Genomic DNA, 23092 nt, shown 5'->3' on the forward strand with positions numbered 1-23092 from the left:
ATCCTGACGTTTTTTCTTTTTTTTCACCCTCACACTCAGTTACCAATCGACTTCATTTTGAAAAAAAATGTAGCTATTTGTCTGGAAATAACGTCAATAACTGTATGAGAAGAAAAGATAGGTAGAAAAAAAGAATGGTCCGTGGAGGTTTTGAACGAATGAAAACGGCGCAGTGTAAGCGGTGGCTCCTGGCCTTCTGTGCGTTCCTCCTGATGGTAGCAGGTGTTCCTTTAGGATTAACGGGAACAGCCTTGGCAGAGGGAAACATTCAGCTGGGAGTAACAGTCGGAATTGAAGGAAAGTACAGGCAAACGGGGATGGTTCCCGTTGTCGTGACGGTGAAAAATGGAGGGGCGGATATCGAAGGGGAGCTGTTTGTCGCCACTGGGGAACAGGGAGACAGGCGCTTCGCAGTTGCCAATTATCAGCCAGTTTCGATTGCAAGCGGAGTGACCAAGCAGGTAACGATTCTCGTTCCTGGTTCAGAGCTGCATGGCAGTTCTTTTGTGGCCTTGATGCAAAATGATAAGATGATCGCGCAAACGCCGATAACAGGCACTTCATACAGCGAAGATACGCTGATGATCGGTGTGTTAGCAGAAAACCCCGACACAGCTAACTTCCTTGGTGTTCTGCCGAAAGGCTCTATTCATAGCCCTGTCCAGCTCTTGACGATGAAGGCAGACAATATGCCTGTGACAGGTACTCAGCTCAAGATGATCAATATGCTCGTCATCAACAATTTTGCTTTGGATTCATTGAATGAACAGCAGATCAAAGCGATTCGGGATTGGACGAAATCTGGCGGGATGCTGATTTTAGCCGGAGGAGCACAGTACAAGAAATCCGGAGGCGTTTTGGGTGACTTGTCACCAGTAGAAGTGACAGGAGTGACGAGTGTACAGACACTCTCTAGTTTAAAAGTGGGTAAGACGAATCCGATTGCACTGACGTCCCCCTTTACTGTAAGCAATGGGACATTGAAGGCAGGGAAAGTTCTATATAGCGAAGGAAATATTCCGCTGATGGCTGTACATAATGTGGGAGCTGGAAAAGTATTGTACGTCGCCTATGACTTGGCGGCGGAACCAGTAGCCAGCTGGGCAGGAAACAGTCGCTTTTGGGCAGATACATTAGTCAAGGCTTTTGGTTCTTCTATCAACGTTTCAAATACGAGCATGATCGATAACATTTGGCCGCTTCGGGATGCTGCTGATCGAGTCCCATCCTTGAAAATTCCAGAGGTTGGCTGGTTCGCAGTATTTTTCGGTATTTATGCCCTGGTTGTAGGGCCAGTTCTTTTCTATATTTTGCGGAGAGGCCGCAAGCAAAGCTATATGTGGGTGATCGTCCCTGCTATTTCGGTGTTGGCGGGAATTGGAATCTTCTCGATTGGTGCCATCCAGCGGGGTGTGGGTGTAAAGTTGCACCAGGTAGGCTATATTGAGCTGCAAAACAACGGACAGGCGAATGCGATGAGTGTAACCGCATTATTCGTACCGAGTAATGACGACTATCGTTTGACTATAAAGGGAGAGGGTATAACTCAACCTGTCACTGAAAGAAATTATGTTGATCAAGTTCCGAAAACGTGGATTTCCATGCAGCCGGATCAGACCCATATTGATTTCCGAGATGTAGAATTCTGGTCGATGCGCAAGGTTGCGACGGAGCAATCCATATCGGACGTAGGAAAAATAGAATCGAACCTGTCATATGAGAACGGCGCACTGAAAGGAACCGTGACGAACCATACGAAGTATTCGCTGCGGGATGTGACGATCTCTACTGGTATGCAGGTACAAGAGTTTCCACAGTTGGCGGCTGGCAGCAGTGTCGAAGTGAACTTGCCGTTTGCCCCTCAACAACAAGCAAAGCGGAACCAACATCGGATGAATACGGGACATGCACTGCCGCAGTACATGCAATCGAATGGCTATGAAAGACAAACGCGTGAACAAGTCATCGTGGAAATGCTAGACATGATGGATAGACGTGGTGGTCAGTCTGAAGTGGTAAAACTCGTGGGCTGGACCGAAGAGCAAGTTGTTGAGGCAGTCGTACCAAACGAAAATACGGAGAACACCAGCATTGCAATGGTCACTTCGACACTGCAAGTGAATCCATCCAAGGATGGACACATTTATTATCCGACGGGATCGTTTGATGTAACGATGTCGGGCAGCTCTGTTCCGGTAGATGACTACGGAGATGGCTTTAGACTGCCTGCCGGGGATATTACCTTTGACATCAATCTGAATCAGGAAGGACAGGATCTTACCATCAGCAATTTGTATCTGTACACCTGGTCAGAAGACAATACGACATTTGAAAAAGAGGTTTACAACTGGAAGACAAAAGCTTTCGAACCATTTGAAAAAGCATTCATGAACAACGTGATGACAAGCGACAAGACCACTACTTATGTTTCGGGCGACGGCATTGTCCGCATCAAATTTGCCCACCAGTTTGAGGATGATCGCCACATTGGGGTTCCAAGTGTCAGTGTGGAAGGGAAGGTGAGCAAGAAGTGATCCAGATTCAAAATTTGCGCAAGCGATACGGCAAAATGGAAGCATTAAAAGGACTTTCGCTCGAAATTGACAAGGGTACCGTTTTTGGTTTCGTCGGTCCGAACGGGGCAGGAAAATCGACGACGATGTCTATTTTGGCGACTTTATTGGAGCCGACCAGCGGGAAAGCATACGTAGGCGGCTACGAAGTGACCAAGCATCCAAAGGAAGTACGCAAGCTGATCGGCTACATGCCAGACTTTTTTGGTGTCTACGACAATTTGACAGCAGAAGAGTACCTTGATTTTTACGGCGCGAATTACGATATTCCGGCAGCAGAGCGAAAACAAATCATTCCGCAGTTATTAGAGCTGGTGAATCTCACCCACAAGCGGGATGCCTACGTTGACTCGTTGTCGAGGGGGATGAAGCAGCGTCTCGGGCTGGCTCGCTCGCTGGTTCACAATCCCGAAGTGCTCATTTTGGACGAACCAGCTTCTGGGTTGGACCCGCGCGCACGCATCGAGCTGCGGGAGATTTTGAAGGAACTGCGGGACATGGGCAAGACGATTATCATTAGCTCGCACATATTGCCTGAGTTAGCGGAGATGTGCGACGTCATCGGGATTGTGGAGGAAGGCAATCTGGTTGCCTTTGGACGAGTCGATGAGATTTACTCGAGAATGCAAGAACAGCGGGTATTGCGTATCCGCCTGTTGGATCGGGTTGATGAAGCAATGACACGCTTGCGTGAGATGCCCGCCATTACCAGGGTGACACGCGAAGGGAACTGGGTCGTTGCAGGCTTTTCAGGCAATGACGAAGAACAGGTTGAGCTGCTGCGGGAGCTTGCGGTGTCAGGCTATCCTGTTGCCGCGTTTAATGAGACAGTTGGTGATTTGGAAGAAATCTTCCTGGAAATTACGAAAGGGGTGGGCTCATGAGCGACTTGAGACGATTTCGCAACCCTGTCTTGTTCAATGAATGGAAAATGCGGATGCGGACCAATCGGTCACCGTGGATCATCCTGCTCTATTTGCTCGTTTTGGGCGCAATGACGCTCACGTTAATTTTCTTTATGACAAACGGTGGCAGCTACTACAATCCGAATGATACACGCGAGCTGTTCATGATGTTGTCTGTGTTTCAGCTCGGGATGATCTGCTTCGTCGTGCCGGGACTAACGTCAGGTGTGATTTCCGGTGAGCGCGAACGCCAGACGTTGAGCGTACTGTTAACCACGAATGTCAGCGCCACACGATTGATTTTAGGCAAATGGCTGGCGTCGCTCAGCTTCATGACCTTCCTGGTCATTGCGACCATCCCGCTCTATGCCATCGTCTTTTTGTATGGAGGAATCTCACCTGCACAAGTGATCAAGGTGTTTGGCTTTTACGTCATTACGATGTTTGGCATCGGCAGCATTGGTGTACTCATGTCCACGCTAATCAAACGGACAGGTATCGCTACGGTGGTCACATATGCCGTGGTGTTTGGATATGCGATTGGATCGAGCATACTGGCGGAAATTATCAAAGAGTTCATTCGGTACCAGCGCCGTTCGGGTGGCATGTCATCCGCAACCATGCCGGACTGGCCAGATCTCATGCATAATTTCAACCCATTGTTTGCGATGTTAAACATTTTTGAAGAAGGGCCGCAGCTCAGGATTGGGAATGTGGACCCGTACGCGGTTTACTGCCTGTTTTTCGGGATCGTTACACTGTTCTGCCTTTTACTCTCCATCTATCTCATTCAGCCAGTGAAACCGAGATTTCGCAAAGTAAAAGAGGAGCAATAAGCCATGTTTACCTCTAAATCGAACGACGAGTTGAAGTCGCTGCTTGCACCCATTCGGAAGCAACTGGGCTTGCGTGTATGGATACAGCAGCTAGCGGTCTACGGTTTGTGGGGAATGGGAGCGAGTCTGGTGCTCCTCCTCCTTTCCCGCATCTGGCCGATTCCGTTTTACCAATGGATCGCGGTTGTACTGCCAGTGCTTGTTGTCCTTACAGGTCTGGTGCGTGCGCTTTGGATGCGCCCTACCTGGCTTCATTGTGCGCAAGTGGCAGACGGCAATGGTTTGGCTCAGCGAGTCGTCACAGCATGGGAGAATCAAGAGAATCAGTCGATGGTAGCGGGTATGCAGAGGGAAGACGCCCTGCAGCATCTGCGTAAAAATTTGCCGCAAATCGTTGAGAGCGTCCGCATCTGGTCGCTGGTCCAAAAAAAGGTGTATGTCACAAGCAGCTTGCTATTGGTGTGTCTGGTGCTGTTTCTTTGGCCGAATTCGCAAGACTTGCGACTGGCCCAGATGGCAGAGGAAAAGAAAGCAATCGTGCAGGTCGAGGAAGAAGTAGAGGCAATCAAGCAGGATGTGAAAAAGAATACAGGCTTAACCGACGTGCAGAAAAAGCAGCTGGAGGAAATGCTGGAGCAGGCAAAAAAGGCTCTGGCGAAAGCAGACGACCCGGCAGAACGTCAAAATGCATTGCGTGCTGCGGAAAAACAATTGGAGAAGGTCAGAGATGCAGAGCAGCACAAAGAAAAGGCGCTGCAAGCACTCCAGCGCAGCTTGGGTAATCAAGAAGGGACAAAAGCCTTGGCTGGCGCGATGGAAGCGAAAGATCGACAAGCGATGACCGAGGCCCTGGCACAAATGGCAAAAGCCATGGAAAGCATGCCGCAAAAAGAGCGGGAAGGGATCGCCCGCGAACTCGCAAGTGCAGCAGAACAATTGAAAAAAGAGGCAGAGTCTGCCGACTCGAAGGAGCTGGAGGATATCGCCAAACAACTGGCGGATGCAGCCCAGCAAACAGCCCAAGGACAAGTGCCTCAAGCGATGACTGCGCTCGAGAACAGCTTGATGCAAGCCATGACGGGCATCCAGCAATCTCAGCAAGCCATGCTCGCAGCTATTCATGCCGCTGCTTCGCTCAATCAGTCACAAATGACGCTTGCCAGTGCAGGAGCACAAGCAGGAAATGCAGGAGCAAGTGGAGCTGGGACAGGTACGGCAGCAACAGGCCAGGCGACTCCAGCATCGGGGACACCTGGGAATCAGCCAACTGCGGCAACACCGGGAGCAGGTACCAGTCCCAATCAAGGAGCGACCCCGGCAAACCAGCCCGGGAATGGAAATAATGGCTCGGGGCAAGGAAACGGCAACAGTAATGGAAACGGAAACGGCGGTCAAGGAAGCGGTCAAGGAAGCGGTCAAGGAAGCGGTCAAGGAAGCGGTCAAGGTGCCGGGGCCGGGTTAGGAAAAGGCAAACACGAGCTCGTTACCGTCCCGGCAGATCACATAGGTGGAGACAAAGGACCTGTTGATACAGTCGGAGGCACACTCGGGTCAGGACCTTCCCAGTCGCAGCAAAGCGGAAACACACAAGTTTCCTCAGGTGGAACGCTGCCGTACGAGGAAGTGTACGGCCAGTATGAGCAATTTGCCCGTGAAAGTATGGAAAAGGGCACTATTCCCGGGGATTACCAGCAGATCGTGAAGGATTATTTCAGCAAAATTGAGCCTTAGATCATTCAACAACAGGAAGGAGACACGGCGATGGCGCAGCAAACGCTAGAGGATTGCTTGCAGCGAGTAGAGCTTGTCAGGCAGGAAATTGGAAAGGTATTGGTAGGACAAAAAGACGTGGTCGAGCAACTTCTGTGGGCCGTGTTTGCAGGGGGACATGCGCTTTTGGAAGGCGTACCCGGATTGGGAAAAACGCTGCTTGTTCGGACATTGTCCCAAGCCTTCGAGCTGTCGTTTCAGCGCATTCAGTTCACACCGGACCTGATGCCGACAGACATTACTGGAACGAACATCCTGTTAGTCGACGAGAAGGGACAGCAGTCTTTCCAATTCCAACATGGTCCAATCTTCGCTCATGTCGTGCTGGCTGACGAAATCAACCGGGCGACGCCGAAGACGCAAAGCGCCCTGTTGGAGGCCATGCAGGAGCGAACCGTTTCTGCCGGCGGTGTGACTCGTCTGCTACCGGCGCCGTTCTTCGTTCTCGCGACACAGAACCCGCTGGAACAGGAAGGGACATACCCGTTGCCAGAAGCGCAAATGGACCGCTTTTTATTGAAGATCGACGTGCCGTATCCGACGGAAGAAGAACTGAAAATGATCGTGCGGCAAACGACCACGAGCCAGGTGATCACCGTGGAAAAAGTGGCTTCAGCTGAGCAAATTGCTGAGATTCAGCAGGCTGCGCGTGAAGTGCTGGTTGCCGATGCGGTACTGGATTATGCCGTGAAGCTGCTTTTAGCGACGCATCCGGGGGAACAGGCGATTGCTTCAGTAAACAAATATGTGCGCAACGGCGCAGGTCCGCGTGGCGTGCAGGCGATTGTCTCCTTGGCAAAGGTACGTGCGTTATTAGCTGGCCGATACAATCTGGCGTACGAGGACGTGACAGCAGTTGCTCTGCCAGCTTTGCGCCACCGCATTTTCCTCAATTTTGAAGGAGAGGCAAACGGCATCCGACCAGACCGCGTCATTATGGATATTTTGGACGAACTGGGGACGCAAAAGGTATGAATCAACACCTGCTTGATCCGTCATGGCTCGCCAGACTGGAGCGAATGCAGATGGCTAGTCGCAAAGCGGTCAGCGGCAGCCAAGCAGGCAAGCGAAGGGCGAGACAGCTGGGCAGCTCCATGGAGTTCGCAGATTTTCGGGCGTATGTTCCCGGCGATGATTTGCGGCAGCTCGATTGGAATGCGTATGCCCGTTCAGGCAAGCTGTTTTTGAAAAAGTACTTGGATGAAACAGAGCTTCATGTGAACTTGTATATCGATTGCAGTCGTTCGATGAGCTACGGGCAACCGAACAAAATGGCCCGTGCTGTCGAGATTGCCGCGGCCCTTGGCTATTTGTCACTGTGCCACCTCGATCATGTATCGGTCTATGCATTTGACAGCCGCATTACGACAGCACTTACCGGGCTGCAAGGAAAGAGCCAGGCACATCGCTTGCTCAGCTTTCTATCTTCCCTGCAAGAAGGGGAAGCAGGTGATATGCAAACGGCAATGCGCCAGCCTGGGGCTGTCAGCGGCAAAGCTGGTACATCCATCGTGCTGTCGGACTTTTTGTTCGAGTCAGGCTATACGGAAGGCATCGCGTATTTGCAGGCGGCCAAACAAGAGGTCACGCTGGTTCAGGTGCTTTCCAAGGAAGAGCTTGCGCCCGAGTATGCGGGAGAGCTGCGGTTGATAGATTCAGAGACCGGGCAAGCAAAAGAAGTATCCCTAACCAGCCTTTTGATGGAAGAGTACCACAAGAGCTTGCGAGATTATCAACAAGAACTGTCCGCGTTTGCTTATGGAAGAGGGATCGCCTTCGTGTCTGTAGAGGCGGAACAATCGCTGGAATCGATTGTCTTCCATGTCTTTCGTCAGGCCGGCTTGATTCGCTAGAGAGGAGAGAGACAACATGCAGTGGATGGGTTTGGGCAACTTGTGGTTTGCGCTGATTATCCCGACCATCATCGTCCTCTACCTGCTCAAGCGAAAAGTAGAGGATCGTGTCATACCAAGTACACTCCTGTGGCAGCGCACGATGCAAAACTGGGAAGCGGTGAAACCGTGGGAAAGGCTGCGGCGCAACCTGTTGTTGCTGCTGCAACTGCTCGTTGCCTGCTTGCTCGTGCTGGCTTTGATACGACCGGCTGTTCCCACTGAGGGGATCACATCCGACCATACGATTTTGGTCGTGGATACATCCGGGAGCATGATGGCGAAGGAAGGGAACGAGACGCGGCTGGAACGAGCCGTTTCACAGGCAAAAGCACTCGTAGAGAAGCTGGGAAGCAGGCAGACGATGACCCTCATCGAGGCAGGGCGAGAGCCGAATGTTTTGGTTTCCAAAAGTGCAGACAAAGAGCCGCTCTTGCAAGCCATCGAAAAGCTTGCGCCTTTTTCCGGGACATCCGATCAAGTCGCTGCGTTGTCATTAGCGGGAGCTATTGCAGAGAATGAACCAGGCAGTGGAGTAGTTTGGATGGGGGACGGAAGTGGGGAGCGCAAGTTGGATGGAGGTTCAGTTCCTGCTTTTTCCGGGAGCTTTCAGTTCATGCAGATGGGGAGTACCCGCGAGAATACCGCAATCGGAGTTTTTGTGACCCAACCTACGGAAAAAGGGGTAGAGGGACTACTGCGGGTGGACAATCACGGCAGTATGCCTGCGAAAGGAAAAGTCACTGTTTTTGATGAGCAAGACAAGCTGCTGGATACGGATTCTTTTGCGATTGGGGCAGGAAGCTCCCAGACATTTTCGTTTCAGAAGCTGGCGGTGTCTAGCGTCTATCGTGCAGTCATCGAACCGGAGCAGGACGGACTTTCCCAGGATAATGTCATGTGGAGCGTGCCATTCGCTGCCGGGAGGGGAAAAGCAGCGTTGTATTCACCAGAGGGGAACCGCTTCCTCCATCAAGTGTTGCAGACAGTTGGAAGTCTGGAGGTGGAAACGGTTCAGCAGGCACCAGTTGCAACGGCGGCTGCGCGTGACCTGTGGGTTTTTGACGGAGTCGTGCCAGACCAGCTACCAAAAGGAAACATTTTGTTGATTGCTCCGAACAAGAAAACAGAGTGGTTACCGCTTGCTGGAGAAAAAGAACTGGATCAACAGCCAAGGCCAGTTTCCCCAGATGACCCGCTGCTCAAGCACGTAGATTGGCGGGATGTGCACGTCGCTAAAGGATACGTATTGGACGAGATGCCTGGTATGAAGCCATTGGTACGCGCAGGCGATGTCGATCTGGTCAGAGCTGGGATCATAGACGGTCGTCGAATGGTCATCATCGGATTTGATTTGCATGCATCGGACTTTCCGCTGCGTCCTGCATTTCCGATTTTCATGCAAAATGTCGTCAACTGGCTGTCACCTGGTCAAACAGCCCCAATCCCCACGGCACATCCGGGAGAAGTCTTGACTATCCCACTCTCACCGGGAGCGACAACACGTACTTTGACGTATCCGAATGGACACCAGCAGTCTCTTACGGAGAACGCCACGTCGAAAACGATGCAGCTGCCGGAGCTGACCGGATTGTATCGTCTTGACGAAGGGGTAGATACTGGGATCAAAAGTACGTATTTTACTGTCCAAATGAATGAGGAAGAATCGAATATTACACCAAAGTCTGTGAGCGTTGCCCGGAAGAATGCCGATGAACAAAAGGAGAGTGAGGAAGCAACAGCGACTGACACAACAGGAGCGCTGGGAACGAAGGAGTTGACCTATTGGTTAGCGGCGTTTGCTCTCTTGGTGCTAGTGGTGGAATGGAGAGTGTATCAGCGTGGGTATTAACTTTATACAGCCGCTATTCCTGGTGCTATTGCTACCCGTTGCGTACGTCATCATCAGCTGGTGGCGACATCAAAAGCAAATGCCAATCGGCAGAAAGGCGACAATTGCAACGATTCGCTCGCTCTTGTTCCTCCTTCTGGTTTTGGCGTTGGCAGGGACACAGCTGCTGACACCTGTTCAGGCGAAAACGATTGTGTTTGTTGTAGATCGATCGGCTTCCATGAAGGAAGATCTGCGAGTTCTCTCCTTTTTGCGGGAGGCGATCGGGCAAAAGCAAGCAGCGGATAAGTATGCTGTCATTGCAGTAGGTGCAGAGGCAGCGGTCGATCAACCGTTGACGATACGCCAAGAGGTACAGCCCTTGGGCGTGGATGTCAACCGGAATGCAACCAATTTGGCAGAAGGAATCCGTTTGGCGTCTGCCATGATCCCTACCAATGCCAGAGGAAAAGTCGTCTTGCTGACAGATGGTCAGGAAACAAACGGAGATGCGGCACGGCAGACGAGACTGGCGAGGGAGCGAGGAATCGCTGTAGAGGCTGTATCCTTGCAGCAGCCACACGGGGATGAGGTCGTTCTTACATCTGTACAGGTACCGCAAAGACTGTATGCGGGAGAGGAATACGGCATCACCGTTGATGTGGAGAGTACAATAGCAACCGAGGCAACCCTGCGCCTGTATGAAGGCAATCGCGAGGCGGGCCAGCAAACGGTACAGATCGGCAAGGGCAACAACCGGTTCGTTTTTTCGCAAAAAGCGATGCAACAGGGCTTTCATCGCTATCGCGTGGAAATCGAGCCGCGACAAGATACCGTAGCGGCGAACAATCAGGCTACAGCCTATACACAGGTAGCTGGGGCACCAGTCGTACTCGTAGCCGAAGGGCATCCAGGTGCAGCCAGCAACCTCATTCAAGCGCTAGAAGCGGGTAATATCAAGGTGGAGCTGCGCGAGCTCGAACTGCTGCCAAAGGAGCTTGAGGGCTACAAGCAATTTGCCTCCATCGTACTGGCAGATGTGCCTGCTACCAGCATGACTGATGCAGATATGGAGCGCATGCGGACCGCTGTACGTGATTTGGGCATTGGTTTGATCATGACAGGCGGTAAAGATAGCTTCGGTATGGGTGGCTGGTTCCAGACACCAATCGAAGAGGCATTACCTGTTCACATGGATTTAAAAGGGAAGGAACAACTCCCTTCGCTCGGACTTCAGCTGGTTATCGACAAGTCGGGCAGTATGAGCGCCGATGCCAGAGGTGCGGATAAGATGGCGCTGGCTAGAGAAGCCGCGATTCGAGCGACAACCATGATGAATGCACAGGACTACATCGGGGTGATCGCATTTGACGATGCGCCATGGGATGTCGTAGCGCCACAATCTGTCACGAAGCTGGACGAAATCCAACAGCAGATCAGCAGAATCCAAGCGGATGGCGGGACCGATATTTTTCCTGCCTTACAGCTGGGCTACGAACGTGTAAAGGAGATGAACACCCAGCGCAAGCACGTTATTTTGCTCACAGATGGGCAGTCTGCAATCGGCGATGATTACGAGGGCCTGCTACAACAAATGACGGCTGAAAATATTACCGTTTCAACTGTGGCGCTGGGTGATGATTCGGATAGGTCGCTGCTGGAGATGATTGCCGAGTTAGGAAAAGGCAGATATTACTTTGCCAACGATGCCGAATCCATCCCGAAAATCTTCAGTAAGGAAACTGCATTAGCCAGTCGCACGTTTATTGTGGAGAAGCCCCAAGTACCAGGTTATACAGGGGTGGGAGCATGGCCTACGCTGAAGCAGACATTGCCTCCGGTGCGTGCGTATATAGCAACGACACAGAAGCAAACAGCTGAATCATCCTTGATGAGTGCTGACGATGATCCGATTCTCACGCGCTGGCAGTACGGTCTGGGGCGTTCTGTCGCCTGGACGAGTGATCTGGAAGGGAAGTGGTCACCGGACTGGGTGGCTTGGGGAGGTAACAGCCGTCTGTGGAACGAAATCGTGGCATGGACTTTCCCACAAATTACAGAAGGCACTTGGAAGACGACCACAAGCGTGAACGGGGCAAAAGGCAATGTGAGGGTTACGATGCCTGCTGGTAGAAGCATGCCTCAAGAGATGGAGGCAGTTGTTCTCAATCAAGAGATGAAGCGAGAGGTCATCAAGCTTAAGCCGGTTGCGCCAGGCGTCATGGAGGGTGAATTCGAGACGGCAGATCCGGGCACGTACATGATTCAGCTCTCACAAAAAAATCAAGGCCGAGTCATGGCGAGCCAAACGACAGGATTGACCGTCTCCTATTCACCCGAATACGGGATACATGCCGATGGAGAGAAAGAACTTCAAGAGTGGCTAAGTGCTGGTGGAGGGAATCAGATCACCAAACCGGAAGAAGCTTTTGGAGGGACGCTTCCTGATAAATGGGACACACAGTCAATCAGTGAGTGGTTGCTGATGTTGGCGGCTTTGCTGCTGCCAATCGATATCGCCGTTCGCCGTCTACAGTTGCCGGATCAATGGTGGGCAAGGCTAGTTAGTCTATGGAGATGGCGCAAGTCCACGTCAGCCGATTCTGAACAACAGGCAGTATTGTCTCGCCTCGGTGAGAAGCGCTCTGCGACAAGACGGACACGTGAAGAGCGGACAGATGACCAGAAAGTTGTATCTGCTCCCCTTATTCATCCAGTAGGGACGGCTGGAAGTCGGGTGAAGCCAGCAGTAGTCAAGAATGAGCAGGCAAAAGAGAAACAGGAGAAGCAAACACAGCCTGACGAAACGCTAAACAGACTATTGGCGGCCAAGAACCGGAAAAAGTCTCAGTAACAGACAAAAAAGAAAACAGCAGCCTGGCGAAAATCGCTACGGACTGCTGTTTTCTTTTTAGAGATGCTCTTCATACATGAGCGGGATTGCTATCCCAAAAGCAGTGTCACCTTTAGGCAGGCTTTCTTCTATTGATGTACCAGGATTATTCGCGCGGAAAGCAACTTCATAGGTTTCACCTGGCGCTACCTGGAGAGTGTCCGTCCACCATGGACTTCCTGTAACCTTTTTGCCGTCCCGACTCAAGATGAGCATATGATGACCGTGCAAATACAGCGATTGATCCTGGAAGCTCCGGTTGACGAAAGTCAGCTTGATGAGATCCCCCTCTTCAATCATCATCCGTGTATCAGGAAGCAAGTCGCCATTTACAGTCGACAAACGCTCGAATTGACCGTCATAAAATCCGTACTGACCATCAATGAGCAGCTGATATTCCCGATCAAAATGGGAAGAGAGATCAAAAGGAAGCGCGATCGGACTGCCATAACGTGCAGGGTCAAAGACAGAAAGCTCTGTATCTAAGGACGGCACAGTATCTTCGGCCCCGTCTGGACGTAAGAGCATCCCTTTGTCATGCTGGTTTGCAGCTGGAGCAAATAGCACGGGACGATTAGGCATCGTAAACTGAATGTCGTATCGACCGCCTGCCCCCGGCTGCAAGGCTTGATTGGCAATCAAATTCGGTTCGTTTACTTCGGTTCCGTCAATCGCTACTACCTGAAAAGGAGTTCCTTGCAGCAAATAGGTGACAGGAGCATTTTCGGCGTTTATAAAACGAAGGCGAACCGTTGTGCCAGGAGTAACGGTTTCGATTTTTCGTGTATGTGAGCCGTTTAGCATCGCGCCTGCCTTTTCGTCCTTGTGATGAATCATGGCGATGTCGCGGATGGGTGTGCCTGTAGTCGTAGCCTTGGCTGGCTCGATCACAAGGGCGCCGAATAGCCCGTTCACTACTTGCTCAGGAATTTGCTGATGAGAATGATACCAATACGTTCCTGTTTGTTCTGCGCGAAAACGATAAACAGAGTTTTCTCCTTTTGCAATGCGATTATAGTTAGCGGGAGTCTGCATGCCATGCCAATGGATGTCTATCCCTTCGGAAATGTCCGTGTTCAGAAGGATGATTTCGACGAGCTCACCTTGTTTCATACGGAGCTCAGGTCCGGGATATTGTCCATTCAGGGTCCATGCTTCTACGGTTTTACCTGATTCTTGCCGGATGGATATTTTCTGTGCTTTCAGCGAAAACGTTCGATCAGGGGTTTCTTGTTTTGGTTCTGTTGGTCCATCGACACTTCTACGTTTCCCTGTGGTAGGCATCGAATGGGCACTTGCCTTTACAGGAAAAACGAAATCGGGGAGAGCGTGATCGTCCTGATTCTGACCTCCCAAAGGTGAATGATTAGGAAGGCGACTCGCTATCATCGCTTGATTTCCCCAGACCGACGCAAGTAAAGCAGTCATCAGGAGAAACACGGCAAAACGGATAAAGCGGTGCAGGCGGCGTGGTTTTACCCAATTTTCAGCAGTGGAGTGGTATTGATGCTGCCACGATTGCCGAATCCAGAGCAGGGAGACCCCGGCTAATAATACGCCCCAAGCGAGAAACAAAATGGACGGTTCCAGCGTAACAGCCGGAAAAAAGACTTGAAGGAAGAGTGCGATCAGACAACCCAAGACGCTAGCTTGTAGCGGAACGAGCAATTCGGGGGAAGCTGCGTCTCCTCGCCTCTCTGCATCTAATGCGTCGTTTAGATCTGGCGAGTTTGCTTTTGCAGACCTAACATTTTTCTCTTGTAACAAAATGCGGATATAATCCGTATCTACTTGTGATTGCCTTGACTCTCTGCCGCCTTTTCCGGCCAACTCCCACAGTCGTGGAAAGGTAGAGAGAAGGCAAAAGAGCAATGGAACAAAAATAAAAGGTAAAAAGCCAAGCAACGTATCCTTTATGTAAAGCCAACCAAAGGATTCAAACAAAACCCACGTCATCACCAAATGCCCCGCAAATACAAAAAGGGCCGACCATGAAAAGCATAAAGCGATGCGAGCACTGCTTATGAAAGCCCGTTTCGTGGGACGGAAAACGAGCTGGTTTGCCATGAGTGTTGGGACCAGCATGACGATGAGAAGGACCAGAAACAATCCTTGATGAATCCCGGCAAGCACTTCAAAATCAGCCATGATCAGTTCCTCCTGTTTACTAGTTCAATACTAATGATATAGAGAAACGGCCGAGGACCAAACGTACCGAGGCAGTATTTTCACTCCGCCTTAAGTCGGAGAAGTGCAACTTGATTTACATACAGGATATACATTACAATTTTGGTATTCTTTTTCGGGTTATCAGAATATTAGGAAGGGGACGTTTTCTCATGTCCTTTGATTTTGTACAAACGTAACAACGCTCTCGAGCTCCTCCTGCCTCGTCTGGTATGGACGCGAACAGACTGGTATAAACGAGAGGAGAAGCAGAAATGGAGAATAAGGATTGGATCAAAAGCTTTCAAGAGGAAGTGGGGGCACCATTCGCTGGGTGGGATTTTGCCAGATTGACTGCGACAGGCAGGATGCAGGATGCACCACTTGGCTGGAACTACGTAAATATCGTGAAAAAGAACATGAACGGAATCCGCTCTATGCTGGATATGGGAACAGGCGGTGGAGAACTGTTTTCTAGGCTTGCGCCGTTCCCTGTGGGGACGTATGCGACAGAAGGCTATGAGCCGAATGTAGCGGTGGCAAAAGCCAATCTGGAGCCCTTGGGTGTTCGTGTGTTTCCCGTAGACGGGGAAGAAATATTGCCTTTTGAGGATCAGTCACTCGACTTGATTATCAATCGACATGAAGCTTATTTGCCGTCTGAAATGAAGCGTCTGTTGAAGCCAGGGGGCACATTTGTTACTCAGCAAGTTGGCGGTCAAGACAATCTCGACCTGAATCGATTGCTGGGCGCACCAATTTCGCCAGATTACTTGCACTGGAATCTGGCCTATGCAGTGAACGAACTGAAGGAAGCCGGTCTTACGATTGTGGAGCAAAGAGAGGAAATGAGCTTTTCGCGTTTTTACGACATAGGTGCCATTGTTTACTACTTGAAGGCGATCGAATGGCAGATTCGCGACTTTACTGTTGAAAAGTATGCCGATGCCTTGCTCGATCTGCACCAGAAAATCGAAGCGGTCGGGTATATCGATATTCCTACCCATCGATTTTTCCTGATTGCCCAACAAAAGTCCTAATTGAATCACTACCGATTGTCGATAAGACTGGTAGGGAGTGTTTAGGAAAAGCACCCTTTTTGGGTGCTTTTTTTATCGAGTAGCACCGTGTGAGAACAGCAATGCCGACCCTTTTACGAAAAGGCAAAACCTCCCGCAACAATGCGTCCGCTCCCAGGTGGGTGGTCCGCAATACACATATCGTAACCGGCGAAGGAGAAGTGAAACAGGATGAGTAAGAGCTTGGCAACACGGGTAGTTGCTCTTGTAGCGGTGATCATTGCCGTCATGATGGCAATCAATATTATCATGATTTACGAAAACAGCGTAACTACTGTTGAAAAGACACTCTCGCGCTCAAGCATCAACACAGCATTGCATATCTCCCAAGGGCTTGACTCAGAGAAGATAGCGAAATTTATCTCTCAGCCACAAGAATCTGACGACTACTGGTCTATCCGAAATTTGTTGCTTGAGTACACTGAAAAAACAGGTGCCCTTTATGTTTATATTCTTCATGCAGACGGTGAAAAGGTAAGGATTATGGTGGATGGAATGGCGAAAGGAGCAAAGGGAGCATCTGCAATTGGTCAAGAGACGACCTCTACTGGCATGGCTGATATTGCTCCTGCTCTGGAAGGCGGATCGAACAGTACGCCAATCGTCAAAGATCCTGTGTTCGGGGACTACCTAAGTGCATTCGCACCGATTGAAGATCCATCTGGTCAAGTAATCGCGGTGCTAGGTGTAGATACTGCGGCAGACAAAGTGGAACTGATTAATGATCAGGTTTTGGATGAGACCATGCCACGCATCATTCTCTCTATGGTTGTCGTAACGATTATTGCTTTGGTTGCTGTATTCTTTTTGATCAAGAAGATGCTGCGTCCACTGCAAGTTGTACAAGAGGCGTCTATGCGCATTGCTTCTGGTGATCTCACGTCTACAGAGATTTCTGTTTCCAACAAAAAAGACGAGATTGGCCGAATTGTCGTTGCTTTTGGTGAGATGACGACACAACTGCGTCAAATCATTGGCGGTGTAAAAGAGACAACCGAGCATATCGACAGCATGGCGAATTCCATTCGGGAAGGTGCCAACTCTGTCCGCGAGCAAAACAAAAATATCGTGGTTACCAGCCAAGAGATTGCGCAGGGGAATGAGCAGACAGCAACTGCGATGGAGATGACGGTGCAAACGGTTCAAGAATTCTTGAGCGAGCTGTCCGAATTGAATACGGCGATTGACGAGATGGATGCAGTATCCAATCGCGTGTCCGATATCGGAGAGAGCAGCTACAAAGTATTACAAGAGTTTTTGGAAGATGGAACAGAGACGAACAAACAATTTCATGAAGTGCAAAATACAATGGCAATTCTCGAAGAAAAATCGAGCCGAATTAACGACGTGATTGAAACGATTCAGCAAATCGCCGGACAAACCAATCTGTTGGCGTTGAATGCAGCCATCGAGAGTGCGCGTGCTGGCGAAGCGGGCAGAGGCTTTGCGGTGGTAGCGGGAGAAGTTCGCAAGCTGGCTGAACAGACGGGTGCGGCAACACACGTCATTCAGGAGAGCATCAAAGACATTCAAGATCAGGTAAGACAAGCTACGGAAAAGACAAATGCAACGCTGGATCGCTACAACGCGGGTACAGAGCGTTTGGATTCCGTTACACAAGGTATTACGGCTCTGTCTGACATGACGCATGCCTTGAAGACGTCGCTTGCGAATGTCATGGCAAGTGTAGAGACGATGAAGCAAGGTCAGAACAAGGTGAATGAATCCGTGTTGACGGTTACTGCAATCTCGGAACAAACAGCAGCAGCTACCGAAGAAGTATCAGCTACGATGCATGAGGTCAGTGGAAACGTTGATCAGTTCGTATCTGAAACGGAGCAGGTGACAGACAGCATTCAGGAGCTGCGCAGCAAGGTGGATACGTTCCGATTGTAGACAAATTACTTTATCTATAAAAGAAAAACAGCTCTTCTACTGGCAGGATGATGCCGAGAAGAGCTGTTTTTTTGTGGCTGTAGTGGAGGGAAGAAGCGCATTTCCAGTCTACGCTTCGGCCTACGCCCGCATGGGGGATTCACTGTCCGCTCAGAAATAAATGGCGGGAGCGCTTCAAACGTAGAAGTTTCAATGAGGTATTTCATAAGTGAAGCTGAAATTCCCCGCCATTTTTTCCTGAGCTGGGGCGGGCTCCAGAGGCGCTTGGACTGGGAATGCGCTTCTTCCACGCGGCTTTTGATAAAAAGCAAACAGCATTCTTTAACTACAATAACCCAATGAGCACAAGCACTACACTATGCACGCCCAATAGCATCATACGCAGCCAGTTAAATGACTGTTTCAACTGACCATCCCGAATCGGAAAGATCGCATATCCGTTGCGCTTTTGCTGATGCCGCCAGAGGCTGCCGATCTGGCTGGCAGTCATGAAGAGAAAGAGCAGGCCAGCAATGATCTTTGCATATGGGCCGGGCAATATGAGAACGACGAAGCCTGACAGCAGGATAAGTCTGAAATAAATGCCCGCAAAGTCACCAGAGCGAATAAATTTTTTAGTAAACAAATGACGTCCTGCTGTTGATTGACGGTAAGGCAGCAGCTTTGTCAGGGCAATGAGCCACGAGCGTGACTTCACCTGGTGCTGCATGGCAGGGGCATCCCTGAAGTTGTTCATGAACTGATAAAAGCGGTGACGCAAGCCGCTTTCGATGGCCAGCAGGCGATACCATTGTATGGAATGTTTTTTCTTATAGGTCATCATTCGCGAATGGAGCCAGATCAAGAGCGAAGCGCAGATAAGAACACCAAATGGGATCATACCCACGCGTAAGAATTGTCCTTCACTCAATACCCAAGCAAGGAGGGTGTACGAAAAGGCAAATCGAGCGAGCGTATAGAATCCGATCTTTTTCTGATCTGGCAAACGTAAGAACGTCCAACTGCTGTAAATATTCCAGCCCTTCAAAAGCAGGGGAATGCACCAATAAACCCAGAGCTGCACGCCTTGTGCACCTACGACCTCTGTATACATTGGCATGAGCAGGAGCAGCATGATAAACACCACGATGCTCTGAATGGCAAAATTGTAGATGAGCGCCTTCCGAAAATAGCGATCCAGCCTTACTTCGTGCGGAGTCAAAAAAAGTAAATCCGCTTCCAGCAAAAAGGTGCGTAGGGGGCTTCTCACAACGACAAAAGCAATCACGAGAGCCACGGCATACGGCAAAGGGAACCAGGGTGGGATCATCGCGATGATGCTGCGGTAGTAGAAGGCGAGCAAGCCCATCAAAAAGATCGCGACGAACATCAGGCCGCCATTGGCCATGTACTGGGCATATCGAATGAATTCTACTGAAAAGGCATGGAACCGTTTGCGAAATAATTGATCTACGTCTATTTTCACTGGCCGTCATCCTCTACGATATGCAAGTATATGTCGTCCAAAGAGCTACCTGGGAGGCCTGTAATACCCCGAAGCTCCTCTAGCGTTCCTTGGGCTCTAATCTCGCCTTTGTGCAAAATGATGAATCGGTCACAATGCTTTTCGGCGGTCGCCAAAATATGTGTGGACATCAGAATGCCAGCCCCTTGCTCCTTGCAACGGTTCAACCACGTGAGAAGAGAACGAATCCCCAGAGGGTCCAGACCCAGGATCGGTTCATCCACGATGTACAGAGGCGGTTGTACGAGCAACGCCATCATGATCATGAGCTTTTGTCTCATGCCTTTGGAAAACTGCTGGGGAAATCGGTCTTTCATTTCTTCCATGCGGAATTCTTTTAAGAGAGGACGTGCTCGTTCATAAAAAACTTCCTGATCCAGCCCGTGGCTCATGGCCATTAACTCGATATGCTCCCACAGCGTAAGTTCTTCGTAATAAATGGGTGACTCGGGAATATACCCGTAAGACAAACGATAGTTTTCGGGGTCTGATTGAAAGGTCTTCCCCGCAATGCTTATTTCGCCTGCGATTGGTTCCAAGAGTCCTAAAATATGCTTGATTGTCGTGCTTTTGCCTGCGCCATTCAGCCCGATTAGCGCTACAATTTCTTTTTCGCGTATGTGAAAGGAGACGTCTTTGATTACAGCGTGGTTGTAAGAGTACCCACCCGTTACCCCTTTTACCTCCAACAAGGTTGTCATGGTATCCTCCTTTATGAATAAACGGTCATGTCCCCGTTTATTTGAGAGTAATGCTAGATAGTCTCCCATCTATTTTAGCTGAATTCAGGATTTGGAAATACATTTGTTTGCCGCCTTTTTTTACACGAGACTGAACAAAGAGGGATAACCGTACAAGCAATGCTCCTCTCCGCTACATAAATAAGTAGTATAAAGGACGGACGGGGGAGGTGGAATCTATGACAGCGGGACCATATGAAAATCAGAAAAATATAGATCAGCATATACAGCGCATCTATTTGAAATTAGACAAATTCGAAGAACGAATCGATCAGCTTGAGGGACAAATGATAGTAGTCACGAAGTGGTTGGAACGAATTGAACATCAATTGGGACGCATGGAGGATGTGCGTTATGATGTACTGCAAGTATTGAATAAACTGCAGACAGAGTTGGAAATGAAAGCAGAGAAGACGGAAAAAGACAAAGATATTATCCTGCAATTACTGTCTAACGATACTCGGGACAAGGAAGCACTCGCTCAGTTCATGGAAGTAGAAAAAGACCGGAAACAAGAACGCTTTTTACAGGTTTGGGCAGTTTTGGGTCCTGTCATCGCCTCCGTTCTCTCCTCTTTTTTTACCCGATTTTTTATGTAGCGCATAATATGTTTAAAATGTGGAAAAGTTGTGTAATACGCTTTCCATTTTTCTACCGTAACTTCTTTCTATACTTGGAGGGCAGATTATAGAAAGAGAGGATATCCAAGTGAAGAAGTTTGATCTTTCCATGCTTACGGTTGCCATATTATTAACGGGGTTAGCTGTTTTAGGTTTTTACCAATCATGGGCAAAAGGCAATGACCCTGTATTGGTAACGGCTGGCGATACCTCCATTACACAAAATCAGCTTTACAGTGAAATGAAGAAAATGTACGGAAAACAAATGATACATGAACTTGTTGCGGAAGCGTTAATCAAGCAGGAAGCCAAGGCGCAAAACGTCGCGGTGACGCAAGAAGATATGGATAAAGAGATTGATTCGATGAAACAACAGGTAGGTTCACCTGAGGCATTCCAAAACTACTTGAAGAGTATGGGGATGACTGAGGCCCAGCTGCGGGATAAGTTGAGCGTGCTCATGACACGGGACAGGTTGTTGGATAAAGCATTCCCGGTTACCGAGGAGCAAATCAAAACCTACTATGATACAAATAAAGAACAACTGGGGTCACCGGCACCTGAGTTTGATAAAGTCAAAGATCAGATCAAGATGATGCTGACTGACCAAAATCGCAGTCAGAACTACGGTACCTGGTTAAATACGCTTCAGGAAAAACACAAAGTAGAATGGAACGACCCGTCCTTTGACGATGCACCTGTGCCAGGTGATGTACAAACACCTGCTCCATAGTGTAGAACATATACCAAAAGACCTTGTCCTCTTAAATGAGTGCGAGGTCTTTTTCTGTGAAAACGGACATGAACGTTTTGTTTAGTAATGGGAGCAATCGGAGAAACTGTGTTCATAATTGCCGATGTGAGGAGCAATCCGAATGGCTCAGATTGGTTCAAGCTTAGACGACAACGTTCACTATATTAAAGAATCGCTCGGATACAGCAATGACATTGTGATTCGAGAGGTAGTCCTAAATAGCCTAGAACCGGTTCGGGCAGCTGTCTTGTATGCGGATGGAATGGTTGATTCGTATCTGGTACAAGCCGTACTAATCGATAGTCTCTTATACAAGACGCGTTTGAAGGAATGGGAAGGGATACGCGAGGATGAGTTCGTTCCCTTTTTAAAAGAATCGGTCCTGACCGTTGGGGATATGGGGGATTTATTCGACTTTCCCACATTGTTTACAGCGTTGCTGTCCGGCTGTGTCATCATTCTCATAGATGGCTGCTCGCAAGGAATTCATATTGGTTTGCAGGAGTGGAAGGATAGAGGAGTCACTGAGCCGTCATCGCAAACCGTCATTCGTGGACCGCGGGAGAGTTTCACGGAGACACTTCGTACGAATATTACGTTGCTGCGGAGACGGATTTCCAGTGAAAAGCTATGGATTGAATTGAGCAGAATTGGCGAAGAAACCAAGACTGAAGTCGCGGTTGTGTATATGAAAGGGATTGTAGAAGAGGGTGTTGTAGAAGAAGTACGCAATAGACTGGATCGAATCAGCATCGATGGAATCATGGAAAGTGGAATGATTGAGGAGTTGATCCAGGACGAAGCTTACACGCCTTTCCCCACGATCTCTAACTCGGAGCGCCCGGATGTGGTGGCCGCGAATCTATTAGAGGGACGCGTAGCGATTCTTGTAGATGGGACTCCCTTTGTTTTGACAGTGCCCTCTCTTTTTGTTGAGTTTTTTCATTCAGCGGAAGACTACTACCAGCGCTTTGATTTTAGTACGTTGATTCGCATGCTGCGTTTTGCCTGTTTTTTAATCGCGTTGCTTGCTCCCTCCCTCTATATCGCCATTACGACCTTCCACCAAGAGATGCTCCCGACACAGTTGCTAATTAGCTTGGCTGCACAGCGAGAAGGAGTGCCCTTTCCAGCCTTTATTGAGGCGATCATGATGGAAGTGGCTTTTGAGATATTGCGAGAGGCTGGAATCCGTATGCCGCGTGCAGTAGGTCAAGCCATTTCCATCGTGGGAACACTGGTTATCGGACAAGCAGCGGTGGAAGCGGGGATTGTTTCGGCTGCGATGGTCATTGTGGTCTCAATTACCGCAATATCCAGCTTTATTTTCCCAGCGAGCAACATGTCGATTACTGTGAGGATTCTTCGTTTTCCCCTGATGGTTCTGGCTGCTTCTTTTGGCATATACGGGGTTATTGTAGGGATGCTTGCCTTAGTGTTGCATTTATGCAGTCTGCGCTCATTTGGTGTACCGTATATGGAATCGTTTGCCCCGTTTTCCTTGAAAGAGCAAAGAGACACAATCCTTCGCTTGCCTCGCTGGGCCTTGGACAAACGGCCTGAATCGATTACTAAAAAAAATTTGCGTCGCCAATCTAAAGGGATAAAGCCATTACCGCCCCAGAAGTAAGAG

16 protein-coding genes are annotated in these 23092 nt (G+C 49.6%); 13 read left to right on the top strand and 3 right to left on the bottom strand.

Annotation, left to right across the window (positions count from 1 at the left end):
• Nucleotides 1-158: 158 nt before the first annotated feature.
• From ACQ5DJ_RS04145 to ACQ5DJ_RS04180, 8 genes are read left to right on the top strand one after another with little or no spacing between them, the layout of a single operon-like run.
• Complete coding sequence (locus ACQ5DJ_RS04145; RefSeq protein WP_429841324.1) at nt 159-2534, top strand: DUF7408 domain-containing protein; 2376 nt, start codon at nt 159-161, stop codon at nt 2532-2534.
• Nucleotides 2531-3457, top strand: a complete 927-nt coding sequence (locus ACQ5DJ_RS04150; protein ID WP_429841325.1) for an ATP-binding cassette domain-containing protein — start codon at nt 2531-2533, stop codon at nt 3455-3457. Before ACQ5DJ_RS04145 ends, ACQ5DJ_RS04150 begins: the two co-directional genes overlap by 4 nt.
• Nucleotides 3454-4314, top strand: coding sequence for an ABC transporter permease (locus ACQ5DJ_RS04155; protein ID WP_429841326.1), 861 nt, complete (start codon nt 3454-3456; stop codon nt 4312-4314). The genes ACQ5DJ_RS04150 and ACQ5DJ_RS04155 overlap by 4 nt, the downstream gene beginning before the upstream one ends.
• A 3-nt stretch (nt 4315-4317) precedes the next feature.
• Nucleotides 4318-6045 carry a hypothetical protein gene (locus ACQ5DJ_RS04160; protein ID WP_429841327.1) on the top strand — a complete coding sequence of 576 codons (1728 nt, stop codon included), beginning with the start codon at nt 4318-4320 and terminating at the stop codon, nt 6043-6045.
• Nucleotides 6046-6075: 30 nt separating this feature from the next.
• On the top strand, nt 6076-7059 hold the full coding sequence (locus tag ACQ5DJ_RS04165; protein WP_144619222.1) for an AAA family ATPase: 984 nt from the start codon (nt 6076-6078) through the stop codon (nt 7057-7059).
• Entirely contained in the window at nt 7056-7937 is an 882-nt protein-coding gene (locus ACQ5DJ_RS04170) for a DUF58 domain-containing protein (RefSeq protein ID WP_429841328.1), read from the top strand. Before ACQ5DJ_RS04165 ends, ACQ5DJ_RS04170 begins: the two co-directional genes overlap by 4 nt.
• A 16-nt stretch (nt 7938-7953) precedes the next feature.
• A complete protein-coding gene (locus ACQ5DJ_RS04175; RefSeq protein ID WP_429841329.1) occupies nt 7954-9828 on the top strand; it encodes a vWA domain-containing protein in 1875 nt (624 codons plus the stop codon).
• The gene (locus ACQ5DJ_RS04180) at nt 9818-12661 is read left to right on the top strand and encodes a VWA domain-containing protein (RefSeq protein ID WP_429841330.1); all 2844 of its coding nucleotides are present in this window, start codon (nt 9818-9820) and stop codon (nt 12659-12661) included. Before ACQ5DJ_RS04175 ends, ACQ5DJ_RS04180 begins: the two co-directional genes overlap by 11 nt.
• 57 nt (nt 12662-12718) lie before the next feature.
• Here the strand turns inward: ACQ5DJ_RS04180 and ACQ5DJ_RS04185 are convergent, their stop codons facing one another.
• Complete coding sequence (locus ACQ5DJ_RS04185) at nt 12719-14848, bottom strand: multicopper oxidase family protein (RefSeq protein WP_429841331.1); 2130 nt, start codon at nt 14846-14848, stop codon at nt 12719-12721.
• A 293-nt stretch (nt 14849-15141) separates the two neighbouring features.
• Here ACQ5DJ_RS04185 and ACQ5DJ_RS04190 point away from each other — a divergent pair, with 293 nt between their 5' ends.
• Complete coding sequence (locus ACQ5DJ_RS04190) at nt 15142-15906, top strand: class I SAM-dependent methyltransferase (protein WP_429841332.1); 765 nt, start codon at nt 15142-15144, stop codon at nt 15904-15906.
• 210 nt (nt 15907-16116) lie between these two features.
• Nucleotides 16117-17841 (top strand): methyl-accepting chemotaxis protein, encoded by a 1725-nt coding sequence (locus ACQ5DJ_RS04195; RefSeq protein ID WP_429841333.1) that lies wholly within the window; start codon nt 16117-16119, stop codon nt 17839-17841.
• Between the two features lie 325 nt (nt 17842-18166).
• On the opposite strand, the gene ACQ5DJ_RS04200 is transcribed toward ACQ5DJ_RS04195, so the two are convergent.
• Complete coding sequence (locus ACQ5DJ_RS04200; protein WP_429841334.1) at nt 18167-19306, bottom strand: ABC transporter permease; 1140 nt, start codon at nt 19304-19306, stop codon at nt 18167-18169.
• Complete coding sequence (locus tag ACQ5DJ_RS04205; protein ID WP_429841335.1) at nt 19303-20046, bottom strand: ABC transporter ATP-binding protein; 744 nt, start codon at nt 20044-20046, stop codon at nt 19303-19305. Before ACQ5DJ_RS04205 ends, ACQ5DJ_RS04200 begins: the two co-directional genes overlap by 4 nt.
• 218 nt (nt 20047-20264) lie before the next feature.
• Between ACQ5DJ_RS04205 and ACQ5DJ_RS04210 the strand changes: the two genes are divergently transcribed.
• From ACQ5DJ_RS04210 to ACQ5DJ_RS04220, 3 genes are all read left to right on the top strand, one after another.
• Nucleotides 20265-20684: a hypothetical protein gene (locus tag ACQ5DJ_RS04210; RefSeq protein WP_429841336.1), complete on the top strand. Its 420-nt coding sequence runs from the start codon at nt 20265-20267 to the stop codon at nt 20682-20684.
• 109 nt (nt 20685-20793) lie between these two features.
• Nucleotides 20794-21438 carry a SurA N-terminal domain-containing protein gene (locus tag ACQ5DJ_RS04215; protein ID WP_429841337.1) on the top strand — a complete coding sequence of 215 codons (645 nt, stop codon included), beginning with the start codon at nt 20794-20796 and terminating at the stop codon, nt 21436-21438.
• Between the two features lie 142 nt (nt 21439-21580).
• On the top strand, nt 21581-23089 hold the full coding sequence (locus ACQ5DJ_RS04220; RefSeq protein ID WP_429841338.1) for a spore germination protein: 1509 nt from the start codon (nt 21581-21583) through the stop codon (nt 23087-23089).
• Nucleotides 23090-23092: the final 3 nt, after the last annotated feature.

This window comes from Brevibacillus sp. FIR094, from assembly GCF_050477165.1.
Classification (GTDB): domain Bacteria; phylum Bacillota; class Bacilli; order Brevibacillales; family Brevibacillaceae; genus Brevibacillus.

What these genes read in the sequence shown, in the direction of transcription:
- ACQ5DJ_RS04160 (WP_429841327.1), top strand. Translation starts at nt 4,318, where the DNA reads ATGTTTACCTCTAAATCGAACGACGAGTTGAAGTCGCTGCTTGCACCC.
- ACQ5DJ_RS04170 (WP_429841328.1), top strand. Translation starts at nt 7,056, where the DNA reads ATGAATCAACACCTGCTTGATCCGTCATGGCTCGCCAGACTGGAGCGA.
- ACQ5DJ_RS04195 (WP_429841333.1), top strand. Translation starts at nt 16,117, where the DNA reads ATGAGTAAGAGCTTGGCAACACGGGTAGTTGCTCTTGTAGCGGTGATC.
- ACQ5DJ_RS04210 (WP_429841336.1), top strand. Translation starts at nt 20,265, where the DNA reads ATGACAGCGGGACCATATGAAAATCAGAAAAATATAGATCAGCATATA.
- ACQ5DJ_RS04155 (WP_429841326.1), top strand. Translation starts at nt 3,454, where the DNA reads ATGAGCGACTTGAGACGATTTCGCAACCCTGTCTTGTTCAATGAATGG.
- ACQ5DJ_RS04175 (WP_429841329.1), top strand. Translation starts at nt 7,954, where the DNA reads ATGCAGTGGATGGGTTTGGGCAACTTGTGGTTTGCGCTGATTATCCCG.
- ACQ5DJ_RS04205 (WP_429841335.1), bottom strand. Translation starts at nt 20,046, where the DNA reads ATGACAACCTTGTTGGAGGTAAAAGGGGTAACGGGTGGGTACTCTTAC.
- ACQ5DJ_RS04220 (WP_429841338.1), top strand. Translation starts at nt 21,581, where the DNA reads ATGGCTCAGATTGGTTCAAGCTTAGACGACAACGTTCACTATATTAAA.
- ACQ5DJ_RS04190 (WP_429841332.1), top strand. Translation starts at nt 15,142, where the DNA reads ATGGAGAATAAGGATTGGATCAAAAGCTTTCAAGAGGAAGTGGGGGCA.
- ACQ5DJ_RS04145 (WP_429841324.1), top strand. Translation starts at nt 159, where the DNA reads ATGAAAACGGCGCAGTGTAAGCGGTGGCTCCTGGCCTTCTGTGCGTTC.
- ACQ5DJ_RS04165 (WP_144619222.1), top strand. Translation starts at nt 6,076, where the DNA reads ATGGCGCAGCAAACGCTAGAGGATTGCTTGCAGCGAGTAGAGCTTGTC.
- ACQ5DJ_RS04185 (WP_429841331.1), bottom strand. Translation starts at nt 14,848, where the DNA reads ATGGCTGATTTTGAAGTGCTTGCCGGGATTCATCAAGGATTGTTTCTG.